This window comes from Aurantiacibacter atlanticus, assembly GCF_001077815.2.
Classification (GTDB): domain Bacteria; phylum Pseudomonadota; class Alphaproteobacteria; order Sphingomonadales; family Sphingomonadaceae; genus Alteraurantiacibacter; species Alteraurantiacibacter atlanticus.
In genome coordinates, this window is record NZ_CP011310.1 from 1,900,937 (window position 1) to 1,914,003 (window position 13,067).

A 13,067-nucleotide genomic window follows, 5' to 3' on the forward strand; every position below is an offset into this window, starting at 1 on the left:
GTGCTGCGAAAAACAAAGACACGCCCGCTCGAAGTATTTCGTCGACTTGCGCCATTTTCATTGCAGCGAAAGGTCCTGCTACCTAAAGCCCCGCCACACTCCAACAGAAGTGAACCCTTTTCCAAGTGATCCTTACCCCCTTCGAATGGTCCATCGCCAAACGCTACATGCTGCCAGGTCGCAGCGAAGCGGTGATCGCGCTGGTTGCAGGCATTTCCATTACGGTGGTCATGCTGTCGGTTGCCATGCTGGTTATCGTGATGAGCGTGATGAACGGTTTTCGCGCCGAATTGATTGACCGCATCACATCGCTCAACGGGCATGCCGTGGTGCAGGCCTATGGCGGACGGCTCGAAAATTGGGAGCAAGTGCTGGAAGAGGTCCGCGCGACCCCCGGTGTCACCCGCGCCAGCCCGCTAATTGAACAGCCGCTGGCGGCCACATATAATGGGCGGACCGAAGTGGTCTTCGTGCGTGGTAATACGGTGGAAGACATCGGCAGGCTGGAAGAGAACCTTGTCGCCGGCAATCTCGATACGCTGGATACAGAAGGTCGCAATGTCGCGATTGGTTCACGGCTCCAGCAAAACCTCGGCATAAGGCTGGGCGAGACGCTGACGGTGTTTAACCCGCAAGGCCGCAGCACGCCCTTTGGGATTGTTCCGCGACAGGTCGGCTATACCGTGACAGCCGTTTTTGAAGTTGGCCTTTACGATTTTGACGAACGCTATGTCGTCATGCCCATTCCCAAGGCGCAGGAACTGCTGCTGACCGGGGATTCCGTAGGGATGATAGAGGTTCAGACAGAGGATCCCGAACGCGTCAACGAAATACTCGCGCCGATCGCAGAACGTCTTTCAGGCCGGGCCATCGTGACTGATTGGCAATCAATGAACTCCGCCCTGTTTGAAGCTTTGCAGGTTGAAAGGGTGGCGATGTTCTTTGCCTTGTCCATCATCGTGCTGGTGGCCGCCTTCAATATCCTGTCCTCGCTGGTCATGCTGGTACGTTCAAAAACGCGAGATATCGCCATCATCCGCACGATGGGCGCGACACGGCGTAGTCTGATGAAGATCTTCGTGACCACGGGCTCTGTCATCGGCGTGATCGGAACGGCTGCAGGGCTGGGGCTGGGGTTCCTCGTGCTGTTCTTCCGCAATGGCATTGTGACAGGCCTCAGCACCGTATTCGGGCTTGAGGTGTGGAACCCTGAGGTACGCTTTTTGACAGAACTGCCTTCCAAGACCGATCCGATGGAAATCCTGATGATTGCAGGCATGGCGATGGGGCTCAGCTTTCTCGCTACTCTCTATCCCGCTTATCGCGCGTCCAATACCGATCCGGTGGAAGTCCTTCGTTATGAGTGAACCTGTCGTCCGTCTTACCAAACTGGCGCGCAGCTTTGAACAAGGCGGCGTGCGGATTGACGTGCTCAACGGTGTGGACCTTGAAATAGCGCCAGGAGAAATTGTCGCGCTGCTCGGCCCTTCGGGATCGGGAAAATCGACCATGTTGCAGGCCGTGGGACTTCTTGAAGGTGGCTTTTCCGGCAAGATCGAGATTGCTGGACAGGATGCCAGCAAGCTCAATTCTGGTGATCGCACCTGCCTGCGCCGGGACCATCTGGGATTTGTCTATCAATTCCACCACCTGCTGCCCGATTTCACCGCGCGCGAAAATGTGGTTCTGCCGCAATTACTGGTAGCCACCAGTCGTCCTGATGCGGAAGCGCGGGCCGATCAATTGCTGGGCGCTCTGGGCCTTGGCCACCGCATGAGTCATCGGCCAAGCAAGCTTTCCGGCGGAGAGCAGCAACGTGTCGCCGTGGCGCGCGCCTTGGCCAATCGTCCACAACTGGTGCTGGCCGATGAGCCGACGGGCAATCTTGACGAGAAAACCTCCGAACGCGTGCTCGCCGAATTCCTTGATCTGGTTCGCGGCCAGGGCAGCGCCGCATTGGTCGCCACGCATAATGAACGCATGGCCGCGCGCATGGACCGTGTGGTAAGGCTGCACGAGGGACGTATAGAATAGGGGAAATTTCATGGCCATGTTTGCCACAAGCCGCATAGAGAAGGTCAGTAGCGGCTGCGCCATAGCCGAGACATGGATGCCTTTGAACGGTGGCGGCGGGTCCAGCCTTACCGCACGCGACCCGCAAACCGGCGTTTGGCATCAATTGTGGATTGGAAGCGCACCGGGCCGTGTGTTCTTCGAAGGCGGGCCAGTAGGCGGAACAATGGTTCTCACCGGATATTGGGGCAACGAAGCTAATGGTGAACCGCAATTAATCCGGATGACCTATTCGCTGCGTGAGGACGGGACAGTACGGCAATATGGTGAAGCCAGCAGCGATCATGGAGCCAGCTGGTCTGACAGTTTCGACTTCATCTATTCACCGAAGTCCGGGTAACCATTCTCACCCGCAGGACGAACCAGTCAACCGAAGGAGCTATCGCGCATGATCGAGGCATTCACTGACTGGTTCTTGTCGCTGGGTGAAAATTACGGCGTCAATCCGTGGATTTTCGGTTCCATTTATGTGGGCGCGATACCGTTCTTTTTCCTGTCAATCGGGTGGATCGTCAAGAATGCGCGAATTGGCAAATCCACCGTACTTCCGACCATGCTGGCAGGCTTTTGCTTCGTTTCAGCCTATCTTTATCTTACGATTGCGGGACGGAACATTCCGGTCTGGGTGTGGATATTTCTGGCCGTTCTCATCCTATACGGCGCGTGGTCCAGCGTGCGAGACACGCGCCGCAAGATCGCCGCTGCCAGGGAAGGAACGCTGGCCGATGTGGAATAGGGGATAGGAAGGCGAAAGGCTCTTCAATCTTGGGCAATGGGGGCGCATATTGCAGATATGTCCCACACACCCTTTGTCCCCCTGAGAGTCATCTCCAGCTATTCCATGCTCGAAGGGGCGATTGACCCCAAGGCGATTGCGAAGCTGGCAAAGGAACGTGGCTTTCCCGCTATCGCCATCTGCGACCGAAACGGATTGTATGGCTCCACCATGTTTGCTGGTGCTGCCATTGCTGAAGGTGTTCAGCCGATAATCGGCACCTTGCTTGGCGTGATCCATGTCGCAGGAGAGCAGGTCGATTATCTGCCGCTATTCGCGCAGGATGAGGACGGGTGGAACAATCTTTGCCACCTCGTCAGCCGGGCCCATCTTGATCGACCGCTAGAGCTTGAACCGCATGTGACGATGGATGATCTCACCGGGCATACTGATGGTCTGATCGCATTGACGGGCGCCGCTGAAGGTGCGGTGACGCGTCTGCTGGCAGACGGTAAGGAACGGCGCGCACATGATCTGGCACAGCAGCTTTCCGCCCTTTTTCCTGATCGACTGTATGTGGAACTTGCCCGTCGCGGCAATTCTGTAGAAGACGCCGCAGAAGCCGGCCTGCTTGATCTTGCCTATGCGCAAAATTTGCCGTTGGTCGCCACCAATCCCGCCAATTTCGCAGAACCGCACATGCACAGTGCGCATGATGCCATGTTGTGTATCGCCAACACTTCGCAGATTGACAGCGAAGACAGGCCTACTTCCAATCCGCAATCTTTCGTCAAGACAGCCGCGATGATGGAGGAATTGTTTGCGGATTTGCCGGAAGCGACGGCCAATACGCTGGTGGTGGCGCAGCGTTGTGCCTTTTCGCCGCCGCGCCGCAAGCCGATTTTGCCAAGTCTCGCTGGTGATCTCGAAGGCGAATCCCGCTTGCTGGAGGAGGATGCGCGCAAGGGCTTGTCTGCGCGGCTCGAGAAATATGAGGATATGTCAGAGGACCAATTGCAAATCTATGTCGAACGGCTCGATTACGAAGTCGGCATAATTCGCAAGATGGGCTTCCCCGGCTATTTTCTGATCGTGGCCGATTTCATCAAATGGGCCAAGGCGCAGGGCATTCCAGTAGGGCCGGGCCGTGGCTCTGGCGCAGGCTCCCTGGTGGCATGGGCGCTGACGATTACGGACATTGATCCGATCCGGCTTGGCCTTCTGTTCGAACGCTTCCTCAATCCCGAACGCGTTTCCATGCCTGACTTCGACATCGACTTTTGCGAAACGCGGCGAGGCGAGGTGATCCGATATGTTCAGGATCGCTACGGCCATGACAAGGTCGCCCAGATAATCACCTTCGGCAAGATGAAGGCCCGCGCGGTGCTGCGCGATACCGGCCGCATATTGCAAATGCCCTACGGCCAGGTGGACCGCTTGACCAAGATGGTGCCAAACCATCCGACCGATCCGTGGACCTTGCCGCGCACGTTGAACGGTGCGTCGGATTTCAAGCGCGAATATGACAATGACAATGAGGTGAAGCGCCTTGTTGACCTTGCCATGAAGCTGGAGGGCTTTCCGCGCAATTCGTCCACCCATGCGGCGGGCGTGGTGATTGGCGATCGTCCCTTGAGCCAGCTTGTGCCACTCTATCGTGATCCGCGATCGGATATGCCGGTCACCCAGTTCGACATGAAGCATGTCGAGGATTCCGGACTGGTGAAGTTCGATTTCCTCGGTCTGAAGACACTGAGCGTGCTGCGCAAGGCGATTGATCTGCTTGAACTGCGCGGAATTACGGTCGATCTCGAAACGCTCGAGTGGGATGATCCTGCGGTTTACGAATTGATGAAGCGCGGCGATACGGTGGGCGTATTCCAGCTTGAATCCGATGGCATGCGGCGCACACTGACCGCTGTAAAACCCACCAAGTTCGAAGACATCATCGCACTCGTTTCACTCTATCGCCCCGGCCCGATGGACAACATTCCGCTGTTCGGAAAGCGCAAGGCGGGTGAGGTGGAGATCGAATATCCGCATCCCAAATTGAAGGGCATCCTGGAAGAAACATACGGCATCTTCGTCTATCAGGAACAGGTCATGCAGGCGGCGCAGATCCTGGCCGGATATTCCCTTGGCGATGCAGATTTGCTGCGCCGTGCGATGGGCAAGAAGGTGCAGGCAGAAATGGATGCGCAGCGCCAGCGCTTCATCGATGGCTGTGGCAGAGTGTCCGGTATCCAGCCGAAGCAGGCAAATGAACTGTTCGATTTGATCGACAAATTTGCCGGTTACGGCTTCAATAAATCACACGCTGCTGCCTATGCGCTGCTCAGCTACCAGACAGGCTGGGTGAAGACCCATTACCCAGAGGAATTCTACGCCGCCTCCATGTGTTTTGACATGCACCAGTCAGAAAAGCTGGCAGTCTTCGTGGACGATGCCCGGCGCAATGGTGTCACGCTGCTGGGGCCGGATATCAACCATTCCGAAGCCGAATTCTCGGTCGAGCAGACGGATGAGGGCTGGGCGGTGCGCTATGCCTTGGCAGGCATCCGCAATGTGGGCGAAAAGGCGATGGAACAGGTTGCGGCAGAGCGCCTGTCGCACGGACCGTTTCAAAACCTCGAGGATATATTCAGGCGACTGCCCGCAGGCTCCATGAACCGTAAGCAGCTGGAAGGTCTGGCGGGGGCGGGCGCCTTTGATGGTCTTGAACCCAATCGAGCGAAGATCATGGCCAATGTGGACATGCTGCTGGCGGTGGCAGACGCAGCCAATCGCGAAAAGGCCAGCGGACAGGGCGGATTGTTCGGCGGTGAGGACCATGCCGAGCCCTCGCTCAAACTGGTGAAAGCAGACCCCTGGACCCGACCGGAGCAAATGGCGGTGGAGCGGGAGAATTTCGGCTTTTACTTTGCCGCCCATCCGGCAGAAGAATATCGTCTGATAGCGGCATCCAATGGTGCACGAAGCTATGCTGCCTTGATGGAAGCAGGGGTAGTAGGCTCCCGCCAGAAAGCGGTCATGGCAGCGATGGTAGAAGGCATGAGCAAGAGCCGGACAAAGCGCGGGGACGAATTCATCCGCGCCGACTTTTCCGATTCAACGGGCCAATTCAGCGCCGCGTGTTTTGAAAAAGCATTGATCGAGAACTTCCAGAAGTGGGCGCAGGATGGCACCTGCGTGCTCCTCAATGTCGAATTGGATGCGCCCAACCCGGAAGATCCGCCGCGGGTAACCGTTGTTGGTGCAAGGCCTCTTGCCGATGTTACCAGCGCATCGCGGATGCAGCTGAAGGCCGATGTCCGCGATCTCGCCGGACTTGAGGCATTGCGGGAGATATTGAAGCCGGGTCGTCCCGGACATGGCGAAGTGCTGGTGAAGCTATGCATCGGCGAAGATAGTGATCCGCAGGTGCTGCTGGGGCGCGATTTTGAACTTGGCAGAGAGATGCTTGATATTTTTGCCACTATTCCGGGTCTCAAAAATGTCGAGCTTTCGCCCATCCGCGGTGCCGGCCATCTCCGATTGGTGGCCTGATGAAAGCGATGTCTGATCCGGTCGCGAAGCTTACCGAGAAAGAAAAGAAAACGCTGCGGCTGCTTCTTGCCGTGCATGGGCCAAGGCAATTGCAAGCGAACTTGATCTTTCGATCTACACGATAAACGATCGCCTGCGCAGTGCGCGCCGCAAACTCGGCACTTTCAGCAGCCGCGAAGCCGCGAGAATCTTGGGCGATACTGAGGGACAGGCACCCCAAAGCATTGTGCGCAAGGAAATAGGGATCGCGCAAACATCTCAGGTCGAGGACAAGAAGGGCGACGCCACCGAAGTCGGACGGGGCCTGTCCCGCTCGGCATGGCTGACAGGAGGAATGCTCATCATGTCACTCGTAATCGCAATCGCTGCCCTTACTCTCACTTTAGCAGGAAGCGAGCCTGCGCCATCCCAATCAATGACGCCAGTCTAACGGGGCCGGGAGATTTCTCTCACCGCCCCTTACAGCAGGCGCAATTGCCCACCGCTTCCCGGCCTGCGAAATTGCGATGCATCGAGCGTAAAATCCCTTCGTTTGAACCCGGCACGTCTGCACGCGATGCGGAAGCGAGCGCGGAAGAGATCGGCCCAGACGCCGCCCGGTTTAAAGCGGGTGAAGAAATCCGGATCATTGTCTCGCCCGCCCCGGATGGACCGCACTATTCCCATCACCTTGCCTGCCCGTTCGGAGAAGTGGACATCCAGCCATTCGCGGAATAATGGGGCGACTTCATGGGGCAAACGCAGCGGGATCCAACCACAGCTCTGCACCCCGATCATGGCCGCGCGGGCAACGATTTCCTCCATGAATTCATCTGTAATCGCCGGGATGATCGGTGAAACCGAGCAATGTGTCGGAACGCCAGACTGCACCAACCTCTCCAATGCTGCCATGCGTCTGGCTGGCGCAGCGGCGCGCGGCTCCAGCTTGCCTGAAAGGATCGGGTCGAGGGAGGTGACAGAGATGGCCACGGCGACAAGGTTCAACTCCGCCATTTCTTCCAGCAAATCGATATCCTGCAACACCCTGTCTGACTTGGTGGTGATGGTGACCGGATGGCGCGCCTCAAGACACACTTCCAGCAGCGCGCGTGTGATGCGGTAGCGATTTTCTATTGGCTGATAGGGATCGGTATTGGTGCCCATGGCAATGGCTTGCGGACGATATTTCGGGCGGGCGAGTGTATCGCGCAGCAGATCGGCGGCTTTCGGTTTGGCAAACAGATTCGTTTCGAAATCAAGGCCCGGAGAAAGGTCGTGATAGGCGTGGGTGGGGCGTGCAAAGCAGTAAATGCATCCATGCTCGCAACCGCGATACGCGTTCACCGAACGATCAAACGGGACATCGGGCGATTGGTTGAAACTGACAATGGATTTTGGATGCTCCTCTGTCACCGTTGTGCGCAATTTTACTGGCGGTCCGTCCAGTGCTTCCATCGCGTCTCTCCAATCGCCATCAGCTTCCCGACTGGCGAGGCCGACGCGTTGGGGCGCGTCTCCCGATTGGGAACCCCGGCCACGAACTGGCTGATGAAAGACTGCCCCATCCTTGCGCATAGAACATAAATAGAACATACTTGTGGATCAGGCAAGCAGGAGATGAACGATGGCAGTGCTGGATTATCTGGAACTTCCGGTCAAATCGACGCAGGAGCAGCAACGGTTTTACGGCACCGCATTCGGTTGGTGTTTCACCTCATACGGGCCAGATTATGCCGCACATGAGGGCGGGCCGTGCCAGATGGGATTGAACGGAGTAGACAATCCGCAACGCAGCACAGGGATTTTGCCAATCATTCGTGTTAGTGATGTCGAGGCTGCACGGGACTCCGTTCTGGCTGCGGGCGGCAAGGTCACGGTGGATATATTCGATTTTCCGGGAGGTCGGCGGTTCCATTTCACTGATCCGCAAGGATTCGAACTCGGATGCTATGAACCGACAGCTCAAGGTGATTGATTGCTATTGGGAACGTCGATTTACGTCTCGCGCAGGCGCGGCATCAATTCGATGAAGTTGCAAGGGCGATTGCGGCTGTCGAGCTGCTCGGAAAGGATCAGATCCCACCCATCGCGCACTGCCCCATTCGATCCGGGCAACGCAAAAATATATGTTCCACCTGCGACAACGGCACAGGCGCGTGACTGGATTGTGGAAGTTCCGATTGTTTCGTAGCTGACCCAACGAAACAATTCGCCAAAACCGGGAATGTCCTTGTCCTTGACACGGTCCAGCGCCTCGGGCGTTACATCGCGGCCGGTGAGGCCAGTGCCACCCGTGGTGATCACCGCATCCACATCGGCACTGGCAATCCATTTGTCCAAATAGTCGGCGATGAGCGCCGCATCGTCGCGCAAGATTGCCCGGTCAGACAGAATATGGCCTTTTTCCGCGATGCTTGCAGCAAGGATATCGCCCGACGTATCATCATCGGCACCGCGTGTATCCGACACGGTCAAAAGAGCGATGTTGATAGGCTTGAACGTGCGGCTTTCGTCAATCGCCATCAATTACCCCCGGTGGACATATAAACACGACCATCATTTGCGGTGCCGGTCGGGAACATGGGCCAGCCATTTTGCGCCAGCGCGCGCCGGCTTGGCGACTGCGAATTGGCCTGGCGTTCGTACATCCAGTAATTGCGCATTACAATGGCGACATAACCACGCGTTTCCCAATAAGGGATTGCCTCCATATAGAGCAGCGGATCGTCAAAATCGCGGATCTCGGTTTCCCAGCGACGGATTGGCGTCATGCCAGCGTTATAGGCGGCCATGATAATCGGCAGCCTGCCGCGTGTTGCAGGATCATCGCGCAACATCTGCAGATTGCGCTGCCCAAAGGCGAGATTGGTCTGCGGATCGTAAATATCCACATTCGAGCTCACACCAAGTGTGGGCGCGTGTTGCCGAACGGTAATCGGCGTGATCTGCATCAAACCTCGCGCATCGGCGGAGCTGCGTGCGTCCGGGCGAAACGCGCTTTCCTGCAATATATGCGCAAAGGCGAGCGCAGGATCGACCTGCCATCCGTTATATGGGGCATATTTAGGTGCTGGGAAATGCGCAGATGGGTCTGGCTGACCACCTGAAGGCGCGTTCAATGCCATGTAAAGCTGGGTCTGCGGAAAGCCGAGCGAACGGGCCAAACGCGATAACGCGGCAAAGTCCTGCGGGTTGCCGATACGCGCCTGGTGAAGCAATATTTGGCTACCAAGAATATCCTGACCGATTTCTGCCAATGCGACGGCGATTTGTACATTTCTCAGATTGCCGAGCGATTGCCAGTCGGAAGTGGAGAAATCAGCATTTTCGACACGGGAGGGCTGCGCGCGACCCAGTTGTTCTGTCGCCAGCATCCCGTAGAGCGTGCGATCATCTCCGGCAGCATCATTCAGCAAGCGGGCGCTGATATCGGGCTGGCGGCATCGCAGGGCGGCACGGGATGCCCAGTATAATGCAGCAGAGCGTAAGCTGGGGCTTTGTGCGCCTGCCGCAGCGCGCTGGAAAGCATCGCCGGAAAGCGCACAGTCATTCAGCCGCCATGCAGCCATTCCTGCCACCCAATCGCCTTCTGCGACCCATGGCCCGCTGCCTGCGCCCACGGTTTGCGCCATGGCAAGTGCCTGCGCATCGCGGTTCTCTATGAAATAGCTCCACGCCACGCGCTGCCGCCATTCCGCACGCGCGTGCGAGCTGAGTGAACTATCGATCCCGTCGAGCAGGAGCCGCGCGCCATCGGGATCGTCATTCGAGATGCGCGAAAGTATTTCCGCTCTCAGGCTACCGGGCATAGTGCCATCATCGATGGAACGGGGCCGGGTTCGGCGCGGCATGCTGGGCTGTGACTGGAAATCGCGCACATAGGGGAGATCGGGCTCCCGCATTGCACCGCGGGTCACGCTTAAGCGGCCAATCTGTGCCGCATGCGGCAGTTCGGAACCGGTGCGCAGCCAATCGAGCAGGGAGGGCAGTTCCACGCGCGGTGAATTGGCGTGAAGGTAATATTCTGCTCGTGCGACATCCGTCAGCAGCCCAATTGGGCGGCGAGAGAGCAGGCTCTCCACTTCTGTCCAGTTCTGGCCCTCAATGGCGCGGAACAGGCGCGAATAATGCTCCCTATCATCGGCAGAGAGTTGCTGCGGGACCTCTGGCGTGCTGATCCGGGCTGTAAAATAGGTGCGCGTGTCCTGCCCCTGCGCCTCAGCAGCGAAAGGGGCGCATGACGCACTCAAGAGGCCACAAAGGGCCATCAAACGTAACACGGGTAGTTTCATTGGGAGGTCCATTCAAGCAGTCGGTGCCACAAGCGGGCGCGCTGCGGCGCGTGATTGAGCAAACGGTCAGGTGCAAAGGTGCAAAGGGCAGGGATGCCAGCGATGTCGCTGAACTGTTCAGGCGCAGCTGACCGTTCATGGCCCATCAGTGTGGGCAGCCTGCTGCCGAAAAGGATGACCCGCTGCGGCGCAGCCAGTTCGACATGGCGCGATATTGCCTGGCCCAGCCCGTCTGCGCCCAGCGCATCCCAATCCGGCAAAGTCATATGCCCCGGCAGGGCGGAAGCCAGATAGATATCGTCTGGCGTTTGGCCCAGCGCGCGGGCGATATTGACGAGGAGCCGCCCTTGGGGCCCTGAAAAAAGCGTCTCGCAATCTTGCGCTTCGGGCATGGTGACGACAAACATCATCGAAGCGCCAGCTTTGCCGCGCGGTGCGATGCGCGGGCCAGAGCCAACGGGAAGCGGGCTTTCCGGCGCCAGCCACCAGCTACGAAAACTTTCGAGATCCTTCGGCAAGTTGTCCGAAACAATCGAGGGTTCAGGCAGCGCCTCCTTCATCGTTTCGTCCAGCGCGGGCTGCGGCGGCGGTGCAGGTTTCTGCCCCTCTGGCTCTGACAGCCAGCTCACAGCTTCATCCTCGAACGTGTAATCCACGCCTGCATCGCGCCACCAGTCAAGCGTGGCGGCATAGTGCTGCACGAGCAGATTATCGGAGCGATTATCCATCATCGGGACCATTGGTGGTCTTGACCTGCTGTTGTGCGTCGATCAAGTCCCTGTGCAACGGATTATCTGTAAAACGGGATGAAGTGATGAGTGAACGGGAATCAATGCCAGTCGATGTGGTGATCATTGGCGGCGGCGTTGCCGGTCTATCGGCCGCAATACGGCTCAAGCAGCTGAATGAAGAGCTTGAAGTCGTCGTGCTTGAAAAAGGTTCGGAAATTGGCGCGCATGTCCTTTCCGGCGCTGTGGTCGATCCTATCGCACTGGATGAATTGCTGCCCGACTGGCGCGATATGGATTGCCCGATGGCTGAAACGCCTGTCACGGATAATTGGCACTGGAACCTGTCAAAGGGTGGCAAGATGGCAATACCGCATCTCGCTATGCCGCCATTCCTTTCCAACGATGGCTGCTATACCGGATCGCTCGGCAATCTCACGCGCTGGCTGGGTGAACAGGCAGAAGCGTTGGGGGTCATGGTTTTTCCGGGCTTTCCGGCCGCCGAAGTCATGTTCAGCGACGATGGTGCAGTTACCGGCGTCATCACGCAGGATATGGGCGTCGCCGCTGATGGTTCGCATAAGGGTGATTATCAGCCCGGCATGGAAATCCAGGCCAAATACACGCTGTTTGCAGAGGGCGCACGCGGCAATCTGACCAAGCAGATGAAGGCCAGATTTGATCTTGAGGCAGATTGCCAGCCGCAGGTTTACGGCCTCGGTATCAAGGAATTGTGGGACATTGATCCAGCTAAACACGTTCCGGGCCGGGTCATCCACACACAAGGCTGGCCGCTTTCGGAAAGTGATACCTGGGGCGGGGGTTTCCTCTACCATCAGTCAGCCGGACAGGTGGCATTGGGCTTCGTAACCGCGCTCGATTATAAAAATCCCTATATTTCGCCTTTCCAAGAATTTCAGCGGTGGAAACAGCATCCAGCCATCCGCGAATATCTCGAAGGCGGTACTCGCGTCGCCTATGGCGCGCGCGCCATCAACGAGGGCGGTTGGCAAAGTGTGCCCAAGCTCGCCTTCCCCGGTGGCGCCTTGATCGGCTGCGCTGCGGGCTTCGTGAATGTTCCTCGCATCAAGGGCAGCCATACCGCGATGAAGAGCGGCATGCTGGCTGCTGAAAGTGTTGCAACCGCCATTGGGGCGGGCAGTGAACATACCGAACTTGCGGATTACGACGCAAATCTGCGCGAAAGCTGGATTGCGACAGAGCTTAAGAAGGTAAAGAACGCACAGCCACTAGTTGCCAAGTTTGGCGGCGATATCGGGACGGTGCTGGCAGGGATCGACATGTGGATGCGCCAGCTGAAAATCGGTGTGCTGCCGGCGATGAAGCATCACCGTGATTACGAAGAATTGCAGCGCGCCGATCTCCACCAGCCTATAGAATATCCCAAGCCCGACGGGAAGATCAGCTTCGATCGGCTGACAAGCGTATCCTATTCCTTCACTAACCACGCAGAAGACCAGCCTAACCATTTGAAAGTGGCGGATATGGAATTGCAGCGCGAAAGCGAATTGGAGGTCTTTGCCGGTCCTTCGGCGCGCTATTGCCCGGCAGGCGTTTATGAATGGCTGATCGAGGAAGGGCAGGAGCCCAAGTTCCAGATCAATTCTCAAAACTGCGTCCACTGCAAGACCTGCGATATCAAGGACCCCAACCAGAATATCAACTGGACCACGCCCGAAGGCGGCGGCGGGCCTAATTATCCAAACATGTAAG

At 57.5% G+C, this 13,067-nt stretch carries 12 protein-coding genes; 8 read left to right on the forward strand and 4 right to left on the reverse strand.

Features of this window, described 5'->3' with window-relative positions; all coding sequences use genetic code 11:
• Window positions 1-125: 125 nt before the first annotated feature.
• From CP97_RS09200 to CP97_RS09225, 6 genes are all read left to right on the forward strand, one after another.
• The gene (locus tag CP97_RS09200; protein ID WP_048885686.1) at window positions 126-1,367 is read left to right on the forward strand and encodes a lipoprotein-releasing ABC transporter permease subunit; all 1,242 of its coding nucleotides are present in this window, start codon (window positions 126-128) and stop codon (window positions 1,365-1,367) included.
• Window positions 1,360-2,034, forward strand: coding sequence for an ABC transporter ATP-binding protein (locus CP97_RS09205; protein ID WP_048885687.1), 675 nt, complete (start codon window positions 1,360-1,362; stop codon window positions 2,032-2,034). The genes CP97_RS09200 and CP97_RS09205 overlap by 8 nt, the downstream gene beginning before the upstream one ends.
• Window positions 2,035-2,044: 10 nt before the next feature.
• The gene (locus CP97_RS09210; protein WP_053106612.1) at window positions 2,045-2,413 is read left to right on the forward strand and encodes a hypothetical protein; all 369 of its coding nucleotides are present in this window, start codon (window positions 2,045-2,047) and stop codon (window positions 2,411-2,413) included.
• A 48-nt stretch (window positions 2,414-2,461) separates the two neighbouring features.
• On the forward strand, window positions 2,462-2,809 hold the full coding sequence (locus CP97_RS09215) for a hypothetical protein (RefSeq protein ID WP_048885688.1): 348 nt from the start codon (window positions 2,462-2,464) through the stop codon (window positions 2,807-2,809).
• Window positions 2,810-2,866: 57 nt separating this feature from the next.
• The gene (dnaE, locus tag CP97_RS09220) at window positions 2,867-6,334 is read left to right on the forward strand and encodes a DNA polymerase III subunit alpha (RefSeq protein WP_048885689.1); all 3,468 of its coding nucleotides are present in this window, start codon (window positions 2,867-2,869) and stop codon (window positions 6,332-6,334) included.
• 190 nt (window positions 6,335-6,524) lie between these two features.
• Entirely contained in the window at window positions 6,525-6,764 is a 240-nt protein-coding gene (locus CP97_RS09225) for a hypothetical protein (protein ID WP_048885690.1), read from the forward strand.
• Between the two features lie 29 nt (window positions 6,765-6,793).
• Here CP97_RS09225 and CP97_RS09230 read toward each other — a convergent pair whose 3' ends face one another.
• Entirely contained in the window at window positions 6,794-7,888 is a 1,095-nt protein-coding gene (locus CP97_RS09230; RefSeq protein WP_048885691.1) for a PA0069 family radical SAM protein, read from the reverse strand.
• 49 nt (window positions 7,889-7,937) lie between these two features.
• Here CP97_RS09230 and CP97_RS09235 point away from each other — a divergent pair, with 49 nt between their 5' ends.
• Complete coding sequence (locus CP97_RS09235) at window positions 7,938-8,288, forward strand: VOC family protein (RefSeq protein WP_048885692.1); 351 nt, start codon at window positions 7,938-7,940, stop codon at window positions 8,286-8,288.
• Between the two features lie 20 nt (window positions 8,289-8,308).
• On the opposite strand, the gene moaB is transcribed toward CP97_RS09235, so the two are convergent.
• The 3 genes from moaB to CP97_RS09250 are packed head-to-tail and all read right to left on the reverse strand — an operon-like array spanning window position 8,309 to window position 11,345.
• A complete protein-coding gene (gene moaB / locus CP97_RS09240; RefSeq protein ID WP_048885693.1) occupies window positions 8,309-8,836 on the reverse strand; it encodes a molybdenum cofactor biosynthesis protein B in 528 nt (175 codons plus the stop codon).
• Entirely contained in the window at window positions 8,836-10,605 is a 1,770-nt protein-coding gene (locus tag CP97_RS09245) for a lytic transglycosylase domain-containing protein (RefSeq protein ID WP_048885694.1), read from the reverse strand. The genes moaB and CP97_RS09245 overlap by 1 nt, the downstream gene beginning before the upstream one ends.
• Window positions 10,602-11,345 carry a uracil-DNA glycosylase family protein gene (locus tag CP97_RS09250; protein ID WP_048885695.1) on the reverse strand — a complete coding sequence of 248 codons (744 nt, stop codon included), beginning with the start codon at window positions 11,343-11,345 and terminating at the stop codon, window positions 10,602-10,604. The genes CP97_RS09245 and CP97_RS09250 overlap by 4 nt, the downstream gene beginning before the upstream one ends.
• 74 nt (window positions 11,346-11,419) lie before the next feature.
• Between CP97_RS09250 and CP97_RS09255 the strand changes: the two genes are divergently transcribed.
• Window positions 11,420-13,066 carry an electron transfer flavoprotein-ubiquinone oxidoreductase gene (locus CP97_RS09255; RefSeq protein ID WP_048885696.1) on the forward strand — a complete coding sequence of 549 codons (1,647 nt, stop codon included), beginning with the start codon at window positions 11,420-11,422 and terminating at the stop codon, window positions 13,064-13,066.
• The last annotated feature ends 1 nt before the right edge of the window (window position 13,067 follow it).